This window comes from Citrobacter sp. MGH106, assembly GCF_001037495.1.
Lineage (GTDB): Bacteria > Pseudomonadota > Gammaproteobacteria > Enterobacterales > Enterobacteriaceae > Citrobacter > Citrobacter murliniae.
Genome location: NZ_KQ089822.1, coordinates 2,445,348 through 2,463,323, shown reverse-complemented (window position 1 = coordinate 2,463,323; position 17,976 = coordinate 2,445,348). Strand labels below are relative to the sequence as shown.

20 protein-coding genes and 1 other annotated feature are annotated in these 17,976 nt (G+C 50.9%); of the genes, 15 read left to right on the top strand and 5 right to left on the bottom strand.

The genetic code is table 11. The features are described from left to right. Window positions 1-116: 116 nt before the first annotated feature. Window positions 117-875, top strand: coding sequence for a DUF481 domain-containing protein (locus tag SK36_RS11600; protein ID WP_045442110.1), 759 nt, complete (start codon window positions 117-119; stop codon window positions 873-875). 132 nt (window positions 876-1,007) lie between these two features. Here the strand turns inward: SK36_RS11600 and yniD are convergent, their stop codons facing one another. Next, entirely contained in the window at window positions 1,008-1,115 is a 108-nt protein-coding gene (gene yniD, locus SK36_RS24705) for a small membrane protein YniD (protein ID WP_136345516.1), read from the bottom strand. 305 nt (window positions 1,116-1,420) lie between these two features. On the opposite strand from yniD, the gene thrS reads away from it, so the two are divergent. From thrS to selO, 14 genes are all read left to right on the top strand, one after another. Further along, window positions 1,421-3,349 (top strand): threonine--tRNA ligase, encoded by a 1,929-nt coding sequence (gene thrS / locus SK36_RS11595; RefSeq protein ID WP_048221593.1) that lies wholly within the window; start codon window positions 1,421-1,423, stop codon window positions 3,347-3,349. Between the two features lie 3 nt (window positions 3,350-3,352). Further along, window positions 3,353-3,895, top strand: a complete 543-nt coding sequence (gene infC, locus SK36_RS11590; RefSeq protein WP_071828920.1) for a translation initiation factor IF-3 — start codon at window positions 3,353-3,355, stop codon at window positions 3,893-3,895. Window positions 3,896-3,991: 96 nt separating this feature from the next. Beyond that, entirely contained in the window at window positions 3,992-4,189 is a 198-nt protein-coding gene (rpmI, locus tag SK36_RS11585) for a 50S ribosomal protein L35 (RefSeq protein WP_003030583.1), read from the top strand. Between the two features lie 55 nt (window positions 4,190-4,244). Further along, complete coding sequence (gene rplT, locus SK36_RS11580) at window positions 4,245-4,601, top strand: 50S ribosomal protein L20 (RefSeq protein ID WP_045442118.1); 357 nt, start codon at window positions 4,245-4,247, stop codon at window positions 4,599-4,601. 120 nt (window positions 4,602-4,721) lie between these two features. Further along, window positions 4,722-4,846 (top strand) — a sequence feature (Phe leader region). Further along, window positions 4,727-4,771, top strand: coding sequence for a pheST operon leader peptide PheM (gene pheM / locus SK36_RS24875; protein WP_001386830.1), 45 nt, complete (start codon window positions 4,727-4,729; stop codon window positions 4,769-4,771). (Overlaps the previous feature by 45 nt.) A 165-nt stretch (window positions 4,847-5,011) precedes the next feature. Next, window positions 5,012-5,995 (top strand): phenylalanine--tRNA ligase subunit alpha, encoded by a 984-nt coding sequence (gene pheS, locus SK36_RS11575; protein ID WP_045442121.1) that lies wholly within the window; start codon window positions 5,012-5,014, stop codon window positions 5,993-5,995. A gap of 15 nt (window positions 5,996-6,010) precedes the next feature. Next, window positions 6,011-8,398 carry a phenylalanine--tRNA ligase subunit beta gene (gene pheT / locus SK36_RS11570; RefSeq protein ID WP_048221592.1) on the top strand — a complete coding sequence of 796 codons (2,388 nt, stop codon included), beginning with the start codon at window positions 6,011-6,013 and terminating at the stop codon, window positions 8,396-8,398. 4 nt (window positions 8,399-8,402) lie between these two features. Then, window positions 8,403-8,702, top strand: a complete 300-nt coding sequence (ihfA, locus tag SK36_RS11565; RefSeq protein WP_003030571.1) for an integration host factor subunit alpha — start codon at window positions 8,403-8,405, stop codon at window positions 8,700-8,702. Window positions 8,703-8,924: 222 nt separating this feature from the next. Beyond that, window positions 8,925-9,905: a vitamin B12 ABC transporter permease BtuC gene (gene btuC / locus SK36_RS11560; RefSeq protein ID WP_045442126.1), complete on the top strand. Its 981-nt coding sequence runs from the start codon at window positions 8,925-8,927 to the stop codon at window positions 9,903-9,905. Window positions 9,906-9,979: 74 nt separating this feature from the next. Continuing rightward, entirely contained in the window at window positions 9,980-10,531 is a 552-nt protein-coding gene (locus SK36_RS11555; RefSeq protein ID WP_048221591.1) for a glutathione peroxidase, read from the top strand. After that, window positions 10,531-11,280, top strand: coding sequence for a vitamin B12 ABC transporter ATP-binding protein BtuD (gene btuD, locus SK36_RS11550; protein WP_045442133.1), 750 nt, complete (start codon window positions 10,531-10,533; stop codon window positions 11,278-11,280). The genes SK36_RS11555 and btuD overlap by 1 nt, the downstream gene beginning before the upstream one ends. Before the next feature lie 77 nt (window positions 11,281-11,357). Next, complete coding sequence (locus SK36_RS11545) at window positions 11,358-11,822, top strand: C40 family peptidase (RefSeq protein WP_045442137.1); 465 nt, start codon at window positions 11,358-11,360, stop codon at window positions 11,820-11,822. A gap of 316 nt (window positions 11,823-12,138) precedes the next feature. Then, the gene (locus tag SK36_RS11540; protein ID WP_048221590.1) at window positions 12,139-12,852 is read left to right on the top strand and encodes an EAL domain-containing protein; all 714 of its coding nucleotides are present in this window, start codon (window positions 12,139-12,141) and stop codon (window positions 12,850-12,852) included. Window positions 12,853-12,913: 61 nt separating this feature from the next. Then, window positions 12,914-14,356: a protein adenylyltransferase SelO gene (gene selO / locus SK36_RS11535; RefSeq protein WP_048221589.1), complete on the top strand. Its 1,443-nt coding sequence runs from the start codon at window positions 12,914-12,916 to the stop codon at window positions 14,354-14,356. Here selO and SK36_RS11530 read toward each other — a convergent pair. The 4 genes from SK36_RS11530 to chuS are packed head-to-tail and all read right to left on the bottom strand — an operon-like array spanning window position 14,353 to window position 17,966. After that, on the bottom strand, window positions 14,353-15,132 hold the full coding sequence (locus SK36_RS11530) for a heme ABC transporter ATP-binding protein (RefSeq protein ID WP_048221588.1): 780 nt from the start codon (window positions 15,130-15,132) through the stop codon (window positions 14,353-14,355). The two genes, selO and SK36_RS11530, sit on opposite strands and share 4 nt — an antisense overlap. After that, complete coding sequence (locus tag SK36_RS11525; protein ID WP_045442149.1) at window positions 15,125-16,117, bottom strand: FecCD family ABC transporter permease; 993 nt, start codon at window positions 16,115-16,117, stop codon at window positions 15,125-15,127. Before SK36_RS11525 ends, SK36_RS11530 begins: the two co-directional genes overlap by 8 nt. Further along, entirely contained in the window at window positions 16,117-16,938 is an 822-nt protein-coding gene (locus SK36_RS11520; RefSeq protein WP_045442151.1) for a heme/hemin ABC transporter substrate-binding protein, read from the bottom strand. The genes SK36_RS11525 and SK36_RS11520 overlap by 1 nt, the downstream gene beginning before the upstream one ends. Continuing rightward, window positions 16,935-17,966, bottom strand: coding sequence for a hematinate-forming heme oxygenase ChuS (gene chuS / locus SK36_RS11515; protein ID WP_048221587.1), 1,032 nt, complete (start codon window positions 17,964-17,966; stop codon window positions 16,935-16,937). The genes SK36_RS11520 and chuS overlap by 4 nt, the downstream gene beginning before the upstream one ends. Window positions 17,967-17,976 lie beyond the last annotated feature (10 nt).

Here is a 17,976-nt window from a genome sequence, read left to right as displayed (position 1 = left end):
ATGTTATTCGAGTCTTTTTATAATTTGTTACCTTTCCTGGGTCTTTTGTCATTGATCCATATGAAAGTTTCCGAGACCGTAATGGTCTCTTTTTTTGTTGTACGGACTCTTTATAAATGAAGCTTTTGAAGACAGTACCCGCAGCATTCGTGCTGACGGGGTGCGTGTTTGCGTCAATGCATGCCGCCGCCGATGATTCCGTTTTTACTGTCATGGATGACCCTTCCAGCGCGAAAAAACCTTTTGAAGGTAACCTGAACGCGGGATACCTCGCCCAGTCAGGCAACACAAAAAGTTCTTCTTTAACTGCAGATACCACCATGACCTGGTACGGTGAAACCACGGCGTGGTCTCTGTGGGGTAATGCCAGCAATACCTCCTCGAATGATGAGCGCTCTTCGGAGAAATATGCCGCGGGCGGTCGTAGCCGTTTCAACATGACCGACTATGATTACTTGTTTGGGCAGGCGAGCTGGTTGACAGACCGTTATAACGGCTATCATGAGCGTGACGTGCTGACCGCAGGTTATGGTCGTCAGTTCCTCAGTGGACCGGTGCACAGCTTCCGTTTTGAATTTGGTCCTGGCGTTCGCTATGACGAGCACACTGACGGTAAGACTGAAACTCAGCCGTTGGGTTATGCGTCTGGCGCCTATGCGTGGCAGATGACGGACAACACCAAGTTTACTCAGGGTGTATCGGTGTTTGGTGCTGATGATACAACGCTCAACTCTGAATCAGCCTTAAATGTTGCTATCAATGAACACTTCGGGTTGAAGGTGGCTTATAACGTTACCTGGAACTCTGAACCGCCGGCAACAGCGCCGGAACATACCGATCGTCGTACAACTGTTTCTCTCGGCTATCGTATGTAGTAATAGGCCAGGTCAATTAAATGACCTGGCTTTTCTTTTTATTATTGAGCGTAATGACTCTTTAAATATACTTTCTACTTTAACTTATAAAAAAATGAAAACGCCTGGCGAATGTCAGTAACGTTTTTCAAACTAGCCCCAAATTATTGCCGCCCAGCGTAACATCAACATTGCCGCACAAATTACGAGCAATACCACAACCATTTTCCAGTGTTTTTTTGCAGAGCGATTTGTTGGCATGGTTCTTTTCCTGCTCAGATCAGACTATTACTGCACAGTGTAACAAAGGCTGCAGGTCGTCAGTGAATTGATTTAAATCATAGATGGCGCGTTGATTGCTGCTTTGAACGGCTCGTAATGCCGTGTACACTGTCAGACGGTGTTATCAAAAAGCGGGTGTAGGTTACGTTGTTGCCAGTCCGGTGATACGTGACATATTTCGCAGAGTGAAGCGGGAATCAGCCCACACCTTTTTGGTAATTTTAAATATTGAAACTTTGTATGTGATCTTACGTGTGGGTCACCACTGCAAATAAGGATATAACATGCCTGTTATTACTCTTCCTGATGGCAGCCAACGCCATTACGACAACGCTGTAAGCCCCATGGATGTTGCGCTGGACATCGGTCCAGGTCTGGCGAAAGCCACCATCGCAGGCCGTGTAAATGGTGAACTGGTTGATGCTTCCGATCTGATTGAACATGATGCGAAGCTCTCTATCATCACCGCTAAGGATGAAGAAGGTCTGGAGATCATTCGTCACTCCTGTGCGCACCTGTTAGGGCACGCGATCAAACAACTCTGGCCGCACACCAAAATGGCGATCGGACCGGTTGTTGACAACGGTTTTTACTACGATATCGATCTTGACCGTACGTTAACTCAGGAAGACGTCGACGCGCTCGAAAAGCGGATGCACGAGCTCGCTGAGAAGAACTACGATGTCATTAAGAAGAAAGTCAGCTGGTACGAAGCGCGTGAAACGTTCGTGAAGCGTGGCGAGACCTACAAAGTCTCTATTCTTGATGAAAACATCGCCCATGATGACAAGCCAGGCTTGTACCATCATGAAGAATATGTCGATATGTGCCGTGGCCCGCACGTGCCAAATATGCGTTTCTGCCATCACTTTAAACTGATGAAGACCGCTGGGGCGTACTGGCGCGGTGATAGCAACAACAAGATGCTGCAGCGTATTTATGGTACTGCATGGGCAGATAAAAAAGCCCTGAGCGCCTACCTGCAACGTCTGGAAGAAGCGGCCAAACGCGACCACCGTAAAATTGGTAAGCAGCTTGACCTGTATCATATGCAGGAAGAAGCACCGGGTATGGTGTTCTGGCATAACGATGGTTGGACTATTTTCCGTGAACTGGAAGTCTTTGTTCGTTCGAAACTGAAAGAATACCAGTATCAGGAAGTTAAAGGTCCGTTTATGATGGACCGTGTACTGTGGGAAAAAACAGGACACTGGGACAACTACAAAGATGCGATGTTCACTACCTCTTCTGAGAACCGTGAATACTGCATCAAGCCAATGAACTGCCCAGGTCACGTACAGATCTTCAATCAAGGTCTGAAATCCTATCGTGACCTGCCGCTGCGTATGGCTGAGTTTGGTAGCTGCCACCGTAACGAACCATCTGGTGCGCTGCACGGTCTGATGCGTGTACGTGGTTTCACGCAGGATGATGCACACATCTTCTGTACTGAAGAGCAGATCCGTGATGAAGTTAACGCCTGCATCCGTATGGTCTACGATATGTATAGCACTTTTGGCTTCGAGAAAATCGTCGTCAAACTGTCCACTCGCCCCGAAAAACGTATCGGTAGCGATGAAATGTGGGACCGTGCTGAAGCGGACTTAGCCGTTGCGCTGGAAGAAAACAACATCCCGTTTGAATATCAACTGGGTGAGGGCGCATTCTACGGTCCGAAAATTGAATTTACCCTGTATGACTGCCTCGATCGTGCATGGCAGTGCGGTACTGTACAGCTGGACTTCTCCCTGCCGTCCCGTCTGAGCGCCTCTTATGTTGGCGAAAACAACGAGCGTCAGGTGCCGGTTATGATTCACCGCGCAATTCTTGGGTCGATGGAACGTTTTATCGGTATCCTGACTGAAGAGTTCGCTGGCTTCTTCCCGACCTGGCTTGCGCCAGTTCAGGTTGTGGTCATGAACATTACCGATTCGCAGTCTGAATACGTTAACGAATTAACGCAGAAACTACAAAATGCGGGTATTCGTGTAAAAGCAGACTTGAGAAATGAGAAGATAGGCTTTAAAATCCGCGAGCACACTTTACGTCGTGTCCCTTACATGTTGGTCTGTGGCGACAAAGAGGTAGAAGCAGGCAAAGTTGCCGTGCGTACCCGTCGTGGCAAAGACTTGGGCAGCCTGGACGTAAATGAAGTTATCGAGAAGCTGCAACAAGAGATTCGCAGCCGCAGTCTTCAACAACTGGAGGAATAAGGTATTAAAGGCGGAAAACGAGTTCAAACGGCACGTCCGAATCGTATCAATGGCGAGATTCGCGCCCTGGAAGTTCGCTTAACAGGTCTGGAAGGCGAAGCTTTGGGTATTGTGAGTCTGAGAGAAGCTATCGAAAAAGCTGAAGAAGCTGGAGTAGATTTAGTTGAAATCAGCCCTAACGCCGAACCGCCAGTTTGTCGTATTATGGACTACGGCAAGTTCCTTTATGAAAAGAGTAAGTCTTCTAAGGAACAGAAGAAAAAGCAAAAAGTTATTCAGGTTAAGGAAATTAAATTCCGTCCTGGCACCGACGATGGCGATTACCAGGTAAAACTCCGCAGCCTGGTACGCTTTCTGGAAGATGGCGATAAGGCTAAGATCACGCTGCGTTTCCGCGGTCGTGAGATGGCCCACCAACAGATCGGTATGGAAGTGCTGACGCGCGTCCGTGACGATCTGAGTGAACTGGCAGTAGTCGAATCCTTCCCTACGAAGATCGAAGGCCGCCAGATGATCATGGTGCTCGCTCCTAAGAAGAAACAGTAAGGCCTTCAAGTAGCAATGTCTGTGGAGCCTACGGGTTCCACAGCCGTTGTTCGCCTACGTTTCGTTTATTAACAATGCGAAGTGGAAGTTATTAAAATGCCGAAAATTAAGACCGTACGCGGTGCTGCTAAGCGCTTCAAAAAAACCGGTGGTGGTGGATTTAAGCGTAAGCACGCAAACCTGCGTCATATTCTGACCAAAAAATCTACTAAGCGTAAACGTCACCTGCGTCCAAAAGGCCTCGTTTCTAAAGGCGATCTGGGTCTGGTTATCGCGTGCCTGCCGTACGCATAAGCCGTTAACGTTTAATTAATTTTTTTACTAAGAATATAGATACAGGAGAGCACATATGGCTCGCGTAAAACGTGGTGTAGTTGCCCGTGCACGTCACAAGAAAATTTTGAAACAAGCTAAAGGCTACTACGGTGCGCGTTCTCGCGTATACCGCGTTGCCTTCCAGGCTGTTATCAAAGCTGGTCAGTACGCTTATCGTGACCGTCGTCAGAAAAAGCGTCAGTTCCGTCAACTGTGGATTGCGCGTATCAACGCAGCAGCACGTCAGAACGGTATTTCTTACAGCAAATTCATCAACGGCCTGAAAAAAGCCTCTGTTGAAATCGACCGTAAGATCCTGGCTGACATCGCAGTATTCGACAAAGTAGCGTTCTCCGCTCTGGTCGAAAAAGCGAAAGCAGCTCTGGCATAAGCCGGTGAAAAGAGGGAGCCTGGCTCCCTCTCTTTTATTTCTAATCCAATCAATTGGTTGACAATTTACCCGTAAGCCTTTTCAATAAAGGTTGTACGGTTTTTACCACACAAGGTAACGCAAGCATGAATGCTGCTATTTTCCGCTTCTTTTTTTACTTTAGCACCTGATTCCAGGAGGCTAGCGCGTGAAAGAAGAAACGGAAAACAGCGCCTAAAAGCCTCCCTGGTGGAGGCTTTTTTTATACACGTCATCCTTCACGCTGCCTTTGCGTTGGCTGCATTCGTTTATCTCAGTCACGTACCTATGTACGCTTCTGAGGATTTGCTCTCTTGCAGCCTTGATGCAAGTTGAATGATTTTGTGTATATACGTGCGACTAATGAATATCGCCACATAACGAGGAAAACCATGTCACATCTCGCAGAGCTGGTTGCCAGTGCAACGGCCGCCATAAACCAGGCTTCAGATGTTGCCGCGTTAGACAATGTCCGCGTCGAATATTTGGGCAAGAAAGGGCATCTGACCCTTCAAATGACTACCCTGCGCGAACTGCCGCCAGAAGAGCGTCCGGCAGCAGGTGCGGTTATCAACGAAGCAAAAGAACAAGTACAGCAGGCGCTAAACGCGCGTAAAGCTGATTTAGAAAATGCAGCGCTGAATGCACGTCTGGCTGAAGAAACCATCGATATCTCCCTTCCAGGGCGTCGTATCGAAAACGGCGGGCTGCACCCGGTAACGCGTACTATTGATCGTATTGAAAGTTTCTTCGGTGAGCTGGGCTTTACCGTGGCGACGGGGCCGGAAATCGAAGACGACTATCATAACTTCGATGCCCTGAATATTCCTGGCCATCACCCGGCGCGCGCTGATCACGACACTTTCTGGTTTGACGCCACGCGTCTGCTGCGTACCCAGACCTCTGGCGTGCAGATCCGTACCATGAAAGAAAAACAGCCACCAATCCGTATTATCGCCCCGGGCCGAGTGTATCGTAACGACTACGATCAGACGCACACGCCAATGTTCCATCAGATGGAAGGGCTGATTGTTGATACCAATATTAACTTCACCAACCTGAAAGGTACGCTGCACGATTTCCTGCGTAACTTCTTTGAAGAGGATCTTCAGGTTCGTTTCCGTCCGTCCTACTTCCCGTTCACGGAGCCTTCTGCGGAAGTCGATGTAATGGGTAAAAACGGCAAATGGCTGGAAGTGCTGGGTTGCGGTATGGTCCACCCGAATGTGCTGCGTAATGTGGGCATTGATCCGGAGATTTACTCTGGTTTTGCATTTGGCATGGGTATGGAACGTCTGACCATGCTGCGTTACGGCGTAACCGATCTGCGTTCTTTCTTTGAAAACGATCTGCGTTTCCTCAAACAGTTTAAATAAAGGCAGGATAAAACAATGAAATTCAGTGAACTGTGGTTACGCGAATGGGTTAACCCGGCGATTGATAGCGATGCGTTGTCAAACCAAATCACTATGGCTGGTCTGGAAGTCGATGGCGTTGACGCCGTCGCTGGTGAATTTAACGGCGTTGTCGTTGGTGAAGTAGTTGAGTGCGGTCAGCACCCTAACGCAGATAAACTGCGCGTCACAAAGGTGAATGTAGGCGGTGAGCGTCTGCTTGATATCGTCTGTGGCGCACCTAACTGCCGCCAGGGGCTGAAAGTCGCGGTGGCTACTATTGGCGCCGTTTTGCCGGGTGATTTCAAAATCAAAGCCGCGAAGCTGCGTGGTGAACCGTCAGAAGGGATGTTGTGCTCTTTCTCTGAGCTGGGTATTTCTGACGATCATAACGGTATTATCGAGCTGCCTGCGGATGCACCGATTGGTACTGATATCCGTGAATACCTGAAGCTTGATGATAACACTATCGAAATTAGCGTAACGCCGAACCGTGCAGACTGCTTAGGCATCATCGGTGTGGCGCGTGATGTCGCTGTACTGAACAAAGCTCCTCTGGTAGAGCCAGAAATCGCGCCGGTTGCTGCAACCATTAACGACACACTGCCAATTACCGTCGAAGCTGTTGAAGCGTGCCCACGCTATCTTGGCCGTGTGGTAAAAGGCATTAACGTTAAAGCGCCAACGCCGTTGTGGATGAAAGAGAAACTGCGCCGTTGCGGGATCCGTTCCATTGATGCCGTGGTTGATGTAACCAACTATGTGCTGCTTGAACTGGGTCAGCCGATGCACGCATTCGACAAAGATCGCATCGAGGGCGGAATTGTTGTGCGTATGGCAAAAGAGGGGGAAACCCTGGTATTGCTGGACGGCTCCGAAGCGAAACTGAATGCGGATACGCTGGTCATCGCTGACCACAATAAAGCGCTGGCAATGGGTGGTATTTTTGGTGGTGAACACTCTGGCGTGAATGACGAAACGCAAAACGTTCTGCTGGAATGTGCGTTTTTCAGCCCGCTGTCAATTACCGGTCGAGCACGTCGTCACGGTCTGCACACCGATGCCTCTCACCGCTATGAGCGTGGTGTTGATCCGGCACTGCAGTACAAAGCGATGGAGCGTGCTACGCGCCTGCTGATTGATATTTGCGGTGGGGAAGCTGGTCCGGTTATCGATGTTACAAACGAAGCCACTCTGCCAGAGCGTGCAACCATTACTCTGCGTCGTAGCAAACTGGATCGTCTGATCGGACACCATATTGCTGATGAGCAGGTGAGCGATATTCTGCGTCGTCTGGGCTGTGAAGTGACAGAGGGTCAGGATGAGTGGAAAGCGGTAGCGCCGAGCTGGCGTTTCGATATTTCAATCGAAGAAGACCTGGTCGAAGAAATTGCTCGCGTATACGGTTATGACAATATCCCGAATATGCCAATTCAGGCGGGTCTGGTCATGGGTACACACCGCGAAGCGGATTTATCCCTGAAACGTGTTAAAACCATGTTGAATGACAAAGGCTACCAGGAAGTTATCACCTATAGCTTTGTTGATCCGAAAATCCAGTCACTGCTGCACCCAGGCGAAGAAGCACTACTGCTGCCAAGCCCAATCTCTATTGATATGTCGGCAATGCGTCTGTCGCTGTGGACGGGGCTGCTGTCAACGGTAGTTTATAACCAGAATCGCCAGCAGAACCGCGTACGTATTTTCGAAACGGGTTTACGTTTTGTTCCCGATACACAGGCTAACCTGGGGATCCGTCAGGATCTGATGCTGGCAGGCGTTATCTGCGGTAACCGCTATGATGAACACTGGAACCTGGCAAAAGAGACTGTTGATTTCTATGATCTAAAAGGTGATCTGGAAGCGGTTCTCGACCTGACCGGCAAGTTGGGTGACATTCAGTTTAAAGCTGAAGCCAATTCAGCTCTGCATCCGGGTCAGTCTGCGGCGATTTATCTGAAAGGTGAACGTATTGGTTTCATTGGGGTTGTTCATCCTGAGCTGGAACGTAAACTGGATCTGAACGGTCGCACTCTGGTGTTTGAACTGGAGTGGAATAAGCTCGCAGACCGCGTGGTGCCTCAAGCGCGTGAAATTTCTCGCTTCCCGGCGAACCGCCGTGACATCGCAGTCGTTGTCGCAGAAAACGTTCCCGCTGCGGATATTTTATCCGAATGTAAGAAAGTTGGCGTAAATCAGGTAGTTGGCGTAAACTTGTTTGACGTGTACCGCGGTAAGGGTGTTGCGGAGGGTTATAAGAGCCTCGCTATCAGCCTGATCCTTCAGGATACCAGCCGTACACTTGAAGAAGAGGAGATTGCCGCTACCGTTGCCAAATGTGTAGAGGCATTAAAAGAGCGATTCCAGGCATCATTGAGGGATTGAACCTATGGCGCTTACAAAAGCTGAAATGTCAGAATATCTGTTTGATAAGCTTGGGCTTAGCAAGCGGGATGCCAAAGAACTGGTCGAGCTGTTTTTCGAAGAGATCCGTCGTGCTCTGGAAAATGGTGAGCAGGTAAAACTCTCTGGTTTTGGTAACTTCGATCTGCGTGATAAGAATCAACGTCCGGGCCGTAACCCGAAAACGGGCGAAGATATTCCCATTACAGCACGGCGCGTGGTGACCTTCAGACCCGGGCAGAAGTTAAAGAGTCGGGTCGAAAACGCAACGCCCAAAGAAGAGTAATTTAACTATACGCTAGATTATTTGTGCTGCATCGCGGTGACAGGTGAGGAAACCCCGGAAGCATAGCGTGCTATGTGACCGGGGGGCTGAACGTAGCTACCAAAGAAGCGGCATAAAGGATGACGCGTATAACTAAAAAGGCCGCTATGCGGCCTTTTTCCTTTCCACTGCCGAATCGGCACCGTAGAATCATCCCCATCTTTTTTCAGCAGAATGGAAAACATGCTGACTTTCGCTCATCAACAACAGCGACGAAATGTGCGCTGGATACTGTCTCTGTCAGTACTGATGTTGCTGGCAACAATTCTAAGCTTGTGCGCAGGAGAACAATGGATCGCTCCCGGCGATTGGTTTAGCGCTCGTGGCGATTTGTTTGTCTGGCAGATTCGACTTCCTCGCACGCTCGCTGTTTTACTGGTAGGTGCTGCGCTGGCGCTATCCGGCGCGGTGATGCAGGCGCTATTTGAAAACCCGCTCGCGGAGCCAGGCTTACTGGGTGTGTCTAACGGTGCAGGGGTTGGGCTAATTGCTGCGGTGTTACTGGGGCAGGGGCAGCTTCCTGGATGGGCATTGGGCTTATGTGCGATTGCGGGGGCGTTGATTATCACGCTCATTCTTCTGCGTTTTGCCCGTCGTCATCTGTCCACCAGTCGTCTGCTGCTTGCGGGCGTGGCGCTGGGTATTATCTGTAGTGCACTGATGACATGGGCTATCTACTTTTCCACCTCTTTTGACCTGCGCCAGCTCATGTACTGGATGATGGGGGGCTTCGGCGGCGTAGACTGGCAACAGACCTGGCTGATGATTGCATTGCTCCCTGTTTTGCTGTGGATTTGCTGTCAGTCGCAGCCAATGAATATGCTGGCGCTGGGCGAGACTTCTGCGCGACAACTGGGACTGCCTTTATGGTTCTGGCGTAACCTGCTGGTGGTCGCGACAGGCTGGATGGTGGGTGTCAGCGTGGCGCTTGCCGGCGCGATTGGTTTTATCGGGCTTGTCATCCCTCATATTCTGCGACTGTGTGGGCTGACCGATCACCGTGTTTTACTGCCTGGCTGCGCGCTGGCAGGGGCGATAGCGTTACTGCTAGCGGATGTTGTTGCTCGTTTGGTGCTGGCTTCAGCCGAGCTGCCTATCGGCGTAGTGACAGCCACCATGGGGGCGCCTGTTTTCATCTGGCTATTGTTAAAGTCCGGGCGCTAGAATGCCCCAGTTCGGTCTATGATTAAAAACTGAAAATTGAACGCTTACTATCCACCTGTTGTTCTGGAGAGGCTATGCAAAATACTATTTTCAATACAGAAGTGACGACCATCGATGGGGAAGTTATCACATTGCAGGCGTATGCCGGAAAAGTGTTATTAATTGTCAATGTTGCTTCGAAATGTGGATTAACGCCGCAGTATGAGCAACTGGAGAATCTCCAGAAAGCCTGGCATGAACAGGGATTCACCGTACTGGGTTTTCCCTGCAATCAGTTTCTTGGGCAGGAGCCTGGCAGCGAAGAAGAAATTAAGACCTGGTGCACGACCACGTGGGGCGTTACTTTCCCAATGTTCAGTAAGATCGACGTCAATGGCAAAGCGCGCCATCCGCTGTATCAGAAGCTGATTGACGCTATACCGACAGCTACTGCACCTGCTGACAGCAGTTTTTTGGCGCGTATGGTGAGTAAAGGCCGCGCTCTGCTCCACCCGGGCGATGTCCTGTGGAATTTTGAGAAGTTTTTAGTCGGGCGAGATGGACAGGTGCTGCACCGTTTTTCACCGGATATGAAGCCTGATGATCCGGTCCTTGTGCAAAGTATTAAGACGGCGCTGGCAAAATAATGTCTCTATTGATGCAGCTACAGGATGTGGCGGAATCGACCCGGCTCGGCCCACTATCCGGTGAAGTAAGAGCGGGGGAGATCCTGCACTTAGTGGGGCCAAACGGTGCCGGTAAGAGCACGTTATTGGCGCGTATGGCGGGTTTAACCAGTGGAGAGGGAACCATCACCTTTGGTGATATGGCGCTTGATGACTGGCCCGCAGCAAAACTGGCGCGATACCGCGCTTATCTTGCGCAGCAACAAAACCCGCCGTTTGCGATGCCGGTCTGGCATTTTCTGACGCTGCATCAGCCCGACAAATCGCGTACTGACCAGTTACAAGAGATAGCAGATGCGCTTGGACTGGGAGATAAGTTAGGACGCGGTGTTAACCAGCTTTCAGGTGGTGAATGGCAGCGCGTGCGTCTTGCAGCGGTTATCCTGCAAATTTGCCCACAGGCTAATCCGCATGGTCAGCTTTTGCTGTTAGATGAACCGATGAACAGCCTGGATGTCGCGCAACAAAACGCGCTGGACAGGCTATTGGGCCAGCTTTGTCTGCAGGGGATAGCGATTGTAATGAGTAGCCATGACCTTAATCATACATTACGTCATGCGCATAAGGCCTGGTTACTCAAGCGAGGGAAGCTGCTGGCCAGCGGCTCTCGCGATGTGGTGCTGACGCCTTCCAACCTGTCTCGGGCTTATGGCGTAAACTTCCGTCGTTTGGATATTGAAGGCCACAGAATGCTCATATCAACCACTTAAGTTAAATGGGTTCTTGAAAACCACATAATTTCCACGCTAAATTGGCACAAAAATAAAAATCAGAGGATTCGTCCTGAATGCGTTTTTGGCTCATTTTCATCACAGCACTGTTTTTAGCAGGGTGTAGCAGCCATCGCGCTCCTGCGCCAAATGCCCGATTGTCGGATTCTATCGCCGTCATCGCTGGTCTTAACGACCAGCTACAAACCTGGCATGGAACACCCTATCGTTATGGCGGCATGAGCCGCAGCGGTGTGGATTGCTCTGGATTTGTACTGATGACGATGCGCGACAAATTCGATTTACAACTGCCACGCGATACACGCACACAATCGAAGATTGGTACGGAAATCGATAAAGATGAATTGCTGCCTGGCGATCTGGTTTTCTTTAAAACCGGCTCGGGAGAAAGTGGTCTGCATGTCGGTATTTATGACACCAATAATCAATTTATTCATGCGTCAACCAGTCGTGGGGTGATGCGTTCGTCACTTGATAATGTCTACTGGCGTAAAAACTTTTGGCAGGCACGACGTATTTAATCTCAAGGATGATGAGGCTACCGGCGAGTGAGTAGCCTCACCATCATCATTTAAAAGCTAACTTTCATTTATGACTTCCAGTCAGCAATAACCTTGCGCAACAAGAGTGTATTTTACTAAAAATATGATTTATGGCGAGTTATTAAAAAGTACAAAACTGGATATTCGTTTATAATCAGGATAAGCTAAAAAAAAGGATTCGATTTACTGGCTAAAAGGGAAAAATGAAAGGGCCTCTATTTGCATCTGAAATGACGTATTTTTCCATCCTTTGCTACAGGATGCCGGATAACACCCATGCTGCGGGGCTGGCACAATGATTGTTTCACTGGATAATATTTATCATTCTGAGTTCTCTTTTCTTCCTGCGAGAAGCGAAAATGGCGACCTTGAGTTCGTCGATATCATCACAAATTTTGTCAGCCAGGATGGGGTCGTACACATGCCAACTGAGCTGGTCTTACCTCGTTTGTCGGATGATGAACAATGCCGTTTATTTGCCGAAAAACTTGAATTAATCGAAACGTGCCAACACTTTTTTATTCAGCGCGGAATTTCTGCCTGGATTAATTTAACACCGGCAGTTGCTAATTCTTTATTATCAGATACGGAATATGCATCACGTGTTGAACGATTTTCATTTCTTGAACTGGCGATTAATGAAAGTTATCCAGAGTTAAACAACGGAAAAGAAAATCAAACACTGGCAGCATTAGCTACGCGCTTTCCATTAATACTGACAAATTTTGGCGCCGGAGGCATATCAACACGGGCCATTTTTGATGGTCTTTTTAAACGAGTTGTGCTGGATAAAAACTTTGTGCAACAAAGGATTGCGCATATTTCGTTTGAGCCGTTTATGCGAGCTATCCTGGCGCAAATATCCCCAAGTTGTGAATCAATCATTATTAGCGGGGTTGATTCGCAGGAGATGTTGACGCGAGTATTGCCTCTGGGGTTTAACGCCATGCAGGGCGCACTGTGGCCTGCAGTATCTCCCGCGAAGATAATCTCGCTGGTGAAGGGATAACCCTGTTCTTTGCTGGTGTTTAACAGACCATTAACAGTCTACACTAGTGACAGGAGGCCCTATGACCCTGTCTTTTACCACCCGCTGGCGTGATGAATTACCAGCAACCTATACCGCACTTTTACCCACCCCTTTGAGAAATGCGCGCGTAATCTGGCATAACGATGTGCTGGCTGAACAATTAGGCATTTCTGCAGACCTGTTTGATATTCCAGATGGCTCTGGCGTTTGGGGGGGAGAGGCGCTTTTTGCCGGCATGTCGCCTTTAGCACAGGTTTACAGCGGGCATCAGTTTGGTGTTTGGGCCGGCCAACTTGGCGACGGACGCGGGATCCTTCTCGGCGAACAGCAGCTCGCAGATGGTTCAATACTTGACTGGCACCTCAAGGGCGCCGGGTTGACGCCATATTCCCGCATGGGTGATGGACGCGCAGTGCTACGTTCTACGATTCGGGAAAGTCTGGCCAGCGAAGCGATGCACTATCTTGGGATACCGACTACACGAGCGCTGTCTATTGTTACCAGTGACACGCCGGTACAGCGAGAAACCACGGAAGCGGGCGCGATGCTCATTCGTGTGGCACAAAGCCATATGCGCTTTGGGCATTTTGAACACTTTTACTATCGTCGCGAACCGGAAAAAGTCCGCCAGTTGGCAGACTTTGCTATTCGCCATTACTGGTCGCAATGGCAGTCTGAATCAGACTGTTATCAACTGTGGTTTCAGGACGTCGTCACGCGTACCGCGACGTTGATCGCTGACTGGCAAACAGTGGGATTCGCGCATGGGGTGATGAACACCGACAACATGTCGATTCTGGGGCTGACGATGGATTACGGTCCGTTTGGTTTTCTGGATGACTATGTGCCTGACTACATCTGTAACCACTCCGATCATCAGGGGCGATACAGTTTCGACAATCAACCGGCGGCAGCTCTGTGGAATTTACAGCGTCTGGCACAAACCCTGTCGCCTTTTATCCCGGTCGATGCGCTAAACGATGCGCTGGATAGCTATCAATTGGCGCTGCTCACACGTTACGGGCAACGGATGCGGCAAAAACTGGGCTTCTTTAGCGAGCAAAAAAACGATAACGAGCTGCTTAGCGAACTGTTTAGTTTGATGGCGCGTGAAGGAAGCGACTATACGCGAACGTTTCGTATGCTAAGCCAGACGGAGCAGCACAGAGCATCATCTCCACTGAGAGATGAGTTTATCGATCGCACCGCATTTGATGACTGGTTCGCACGCTATCGGTCGCGTTTGCAACAGGATAATGTTGATGACGATATCAGACAGGCGCAGATGAAAGCGGCTAACCCGGCACTGGTTTTACGTAACTGGCTGGCGCAGAGGGCAATCAGCCTGGCAGAGAAGGGGGATTACACAGAGTTGCACCAATTGCACCTTGCTCTACGTACTCCCTTTGACGATCGTAATGATGATTATGTCAGCCGTCCACCTGACTGGGGTAAACGGCTGGAAGTGAGTTGTTCAAGCTAAGGTGTGAGAAAAACGTGGGGAGAATCGTTGGCCGGGTGCTGGCCAACATGAATTTGGGCGCCGTACCAGCGCATCAAATCATCGGCCTGCAATACGGCGTCCGGTGCCCCCTGCGAAACAATATTACCGTTATGGAGCAACACGATTCGGTCAGCCCACAGAGCTGCAAGGTTGAGGTCGTGAAGTACGATACAAACATGCAGATCGCCCTGAATTGCCAGTGTCTTCAGCAGCCTCAGCAGATGCTGTTGGTGGTAGAGATCCAATGCTGAAGTGGGTTCATCAAGGAATAACCAGCCACGTGGCGCGCCGTTACGCCATAGCTGCGCCAGTGCACGCGCAAGCTGGACGCGCTGCTGCTCACCACCAGATAGCGCGGTGTAGTGTCTACCGGCCAGCGTTAAACAACCGGTCATTTCCATCACCTGGGCGATAAGTGCAGGTTCGGGCTGTTGGGTCCAGGGGGCACGCCCCATGGCAATAACGGCTTCTACCTGCCAGTCGAATCCTACCTGTGTTTGCTGACGCATGACCGCGCGATGGCGCGACAGTGCTTGTGTACTCCAGTCACCAAGCGTTCTCCCGTCCAGTAAACAACGCCCGGCATCGGGTTTAAGAAATCCGGTCAGCAGTCGTAGCAAAGTCGATTTTCCTGCGCCGTTAGGCCCGATCAGCGCGACCAGTTCGCCCCTGGCGAGGTTGAGCGAAACGTCGCGAATAACCGTTCGGCCAGCAACGTGGTAGCTCAGCCCTTCGGCAATTAAATATTCAGCCATGCGGCCCTCTCTGACGAAAAATAAGCCACAGAAACCAGGGCGCACCGAGAATACTGGTTAACAGACCGACCGGCATCTCAGCAGGCGCAACGGCAGTGCGGGCGAGGGTATCGGCAATCAGCAGCAAAAAAGCGCCAGCCAGGACTGAGCCGGGGATCACGGCGCGATGATCCGGACCGAGCCACATACGTAGTAAATGCGGAATAACCAGTCCGATAAATCCAATCACACCGCTAACCGCCACTGCGGCGGCAACTAACAGTGCGCTGCAGAGCAGCAAAATACGCTGAACCATGCGCACATCGACGCCGAGATAGTGAGCTTCCTCTTCCCCCAACTGCAGCAGGTTCAGCGCCGGGGCCAAACGCCAGATGACCAGTACAGTCGGCAGCATTAGCGATGCTACCGCCAGCAGAGTAGACCACTGCGCGGAGCCCAGGCTGCCCATTCCCCATAGCGATAGCTGGCGCAGTTGGGCATCATTGCTGACCCACGACAAAACGCCCACTGCGGATCCACAAAGTGCATTGATGGCAATACCGACCAGCAACAGACGCGACAGCGAACTGTCACGTTGTTGGCTGAGGATAAAAATCACCACCGTTGCAGCGAGCGCACCGAGAAACGCCGCCAACATTGGCGCATACAGCATCAGCAGAGCGGGCAACGTGATCGGCAATACCACCCACAATGCGACGGCGCAGGCAGCACCGCTGCTGATCCCCAGCAATCCTGGGTCGGCAAGTGGGTTACGAAATAGCCCCTGCATCACACAACCCGCCAGAGCCAGCGAACCGCCAATCACTAGCGCCAGCAGTACGCGGGGAAGTCGAATGGTTAGCCAGATTTGACGCAGGGCATCATCGCCATCGCGCCAGAAAAGACTCACCGGCAGACGCAACGCGCCAAAACCGGTAGCCAGAACTGTCGTCAATGCCAGCGTAAAAGCCAGTATCCACAGAGAGCAGGTGATATGCCGTGACATCAGGGCAATTGCTCCGCTTTGGTACGAAGTTGCTGGATTGCCTGCGGAGTGCGGACGCTGAAGCCCAACAATGCCATATCGTCAATCTGTAACACCTGTTTATTGCGACCAGCCGGTGTTTGCGCAAGTCCCGGTAGCGACCACAGGTTAGCTTCTCCGCCCATTGCCTTGACGCCATCTTGCGAGATCACCACCAGATCTGGCTGGCTGGCGATTACACCTTCTTGCGACAGTGGCTGGTAGCGGTTGAACCCCTGCATCGCGTTTTGCAAACCAGCGGCACGGATGGCAGCGTCAGCTCCGGTTTGTTGCCCGGCGGCCATCGCGGTCATCCCACCGTGATTGAGAATGAACAGTACGCGTTTATTGAGTGTCGATGATGGCAGCATCGCCAGTTCCTGACGCAAGGTTTGACGCAGCGCTTCGCCTTGTGACTCGCGATGTGTAGCCTGCGCAATTACCTGAACTTTCTCATCAATCACGCTCAGTTCGTTACTTGCAGGCACCGTGACAACACGGACTTTGCTTTGCCCGACCTGTTTAAGCACCAGAGACGGCTGTGCCTGCGCGCTGGCAAGGACCAGCGTTGGGCGAGTTGCAAGGATCCCTTCGGCGTTGAGTTGGCGTAAATAACCCACATCAGGTAATGCGGTCGCTTCTTCAGGCCATTGGCTGGTGCTGTCTCGTGCAACGAGGGATGACTGTGCACCCAGCGCATACACAATCTCAGTGACATCACCGCCAAGAGAAACTATTTTTTCCTCGGGTGTAGCCAGCGCCGCAGCAGGCAGGAGTGCAATCAGGACGAGCAGTTTTTTCATGCGGCCAGCCCTTTTGGCGTTAATGCGTCAATTTGCGCACGCCATTGCTTCTGCTCTGGTTCACCTTCTGTACGCTGACCATAGAGCTGAGCGATTTGCGTCCCATCTGCGGCAAACAGTTCCAGACTGGTCACGTGGCCATCCGCAGTGGGTTTGCGCGTTACCCAGGTTTCTGCAATGGTTTCTTCCAGCAGATGCAGGGTAAAGGTTGGATTGAAAATATTCAGCCAGCCTTTCATTGGCACCAGTTTTTCTACAACACCGGTAAAAATCTGCACGCAGCCGCGGTTGCCAACAAATACCATAATTTCGTTACCATCCTGACGTGCTGTTTCCAGCAGTTGTGCCAGTGCCCCATTGGTGACTTTACAGGCCAGATCGTCGCCCACCAGGCTAAATGCCTGTTGACGCGTAAGGTTGTGACGTTTCAACAAGCCGAAGAACTGATGCACATCGGTCATAGCGCGCCACTCTTTATCAACGGTCTCAGCGTCTACCGCAACCACGGCAGGGGCAGCATTCTCAATGGATTGCAACTCCAGCGGCGGGTTTTCGGCGAAGATGAAGCGGGTCAGCAGCGAGCCCCATTCCGCGACGTCGGTATTCTCCGTGGTGTAGACTTTTAACAGCGCATCACCCTGATTATCAAAAAATTGAATGCTCTGGCGCTCTCCGCGGGCGGTCGCTTCGCTGATATGAAACGCACTTGCCCACTGGTTCAGAAACAACCGCAGGTCGAGGGCGCGGGGATTCAGCACCAGTCCGGCATGTCCATTAAGGTGCTGATTGGTGAATGCGCCAACTTGCTCATGAACGGCGTATTCGTTACGGCAGATACATTTAGTTTCCCCTACGGCTTCCAGTGCGCCCAGGATCTCGCGTACTTCGCCACGTAAACGCCATGCGTCATGACCGACGCGTGCAAAGGTCAGCTCAGCTTCACTGATGTTCATCAGACCCGCGATGTCACGCGCATATTTTCCAGGATTTTCTTTTTTCAGTTCCAGCCAGCGTGTGTAATGATTCATTGCCTCTTCC

What these genes read in the sequence shown, in the direction of transcription:
- SK36_RS11600 (WP_045442110.1), top strand. Translation starts at nt 117, where the DNA reads ATGAAGCTTTTGAAGACAGTACCCGCAGCATTCGTGCTGACGGGGTGC.
- yniD (WP_136345516.1), bottom strand. Translation starts at nt 1,115, where the DNA reads ATGCCAACAAATCGCTCTGCAAAAAAACACTGGAAAATGGTTGTGGTA.
- thrS (WP_048221593.1), top strand. Translation starts at nt 1,421, where the DNA reads ATGCCTGTTATTACTCTTCCTGATGGCAGCCAACGCCATTACGACAAC.
- rpmI (WP_003030583.1), top strand. Translation starts at nt 3,992, where the DNA reads ATGCCGAAAATTAAGACCGTACGCGGTGCTGCTAAGCGCTTCAAAAAA.
- rplT (WP_045442118.1), top strand. Translation starts at nt 4,245, where the DNA reads ATGGCTCGCGTAAAACGTGGTGTAGTTGCCCGTGCACGTCACAAGAAA.
- pheS (WP_045442121.1), top strand. Translation starts at nt 5,012, where the DNA reads ATGTCACATCTCGCAGAGCTGGTTGCCAGTGCAACGGCCGCCATAAAC.
- pheT (WP_048221592.1), top strand. Translation starts at nt 6,011, where the DNA reads ATGAAATTCAGTGAACTGTGGTTACGCGAATGGGTTAACCCGGCGATT.
- ihfA (WP_003030571.1), top strand. Translation starts at nt 8,403, where the DNA reads ATGGCGCTTACAAAAGCTGAAATGTCAGAATATCTGTTTGATAAGCTT.
- btuC (WP_045442126.1), top strand. Translation starts at nt 8,925, where the DNA reads ATGCTGACTTTCGCTCATCAACAACAGCGACGAAATGTGCGCTGGATA.
- SK36_RS11555 (WP_048221591.1), top strand. Translation starts at nt 9,980, where the DNA reads ATGCAAAATACTATTTTCAATACAGAAGTGACGACCATCGATGGGGAA.
- btuD (WP_045442133.1), top strand. Translation starts at nt 10,531, where the DNA reads ATGTCTCTATTGATGCAGCTACAGGATGTGGCGGAATCGACCCGGCTC.
- SK36_RS11545 (WP_045442137.1), top strand. Translation starts at nt 11,358, where the DNA reads ATGCGTTTTTGGCTCATTTTCATCACAGCACTGTTTTTAGCAGGGTGT.
- SK36_RS11540 (WP_048221590.1), top strand. Translation starts at nt 12,139, where the DNA reads ATGATTGTTTCACTGGATAATATTTATCATTCTGAGTTCTCTTTTCTT.
- selO (WP_048221589.1), top strand. Translation starts at nt 12,914, where the DNA reads ATGACCCTGTCTTTTACCACCCGCTGGCGTGATGAATTACCAGCAACC.
- SK36_RS11530 (WP_048221588.1), bottom strand. Translation starts at nt 15,132, where the DNA reads ATGGCTGAATATTTAATTGCCGAAGGGCTGAGCTACCACGTTGCTGGC.
- SK36_RS11525 (WP_045442149.1), bottom strand. Translation starts at nt 16,117, where the DNA reads ATGTCACGGCATATCACCTGCTCTCTGTGGATACTGGCTTTTACGCTG.
- SK36_RS11520 (WP_045442151.1), bottom strand. Translation starts at nt 16,938, where the DNA reads ATGAAAAAACTGCTCGTCCTGATTGCACTCCTGCCTGCTGCGGCGCTG.
- chuS (WP_048221587.1), bottom strand. Translation starts at nt 17,966, where the DNA reads ATGAATCATTACACACGCTGGCTGGAACTGAAAAAAGAAAATCCTGGA.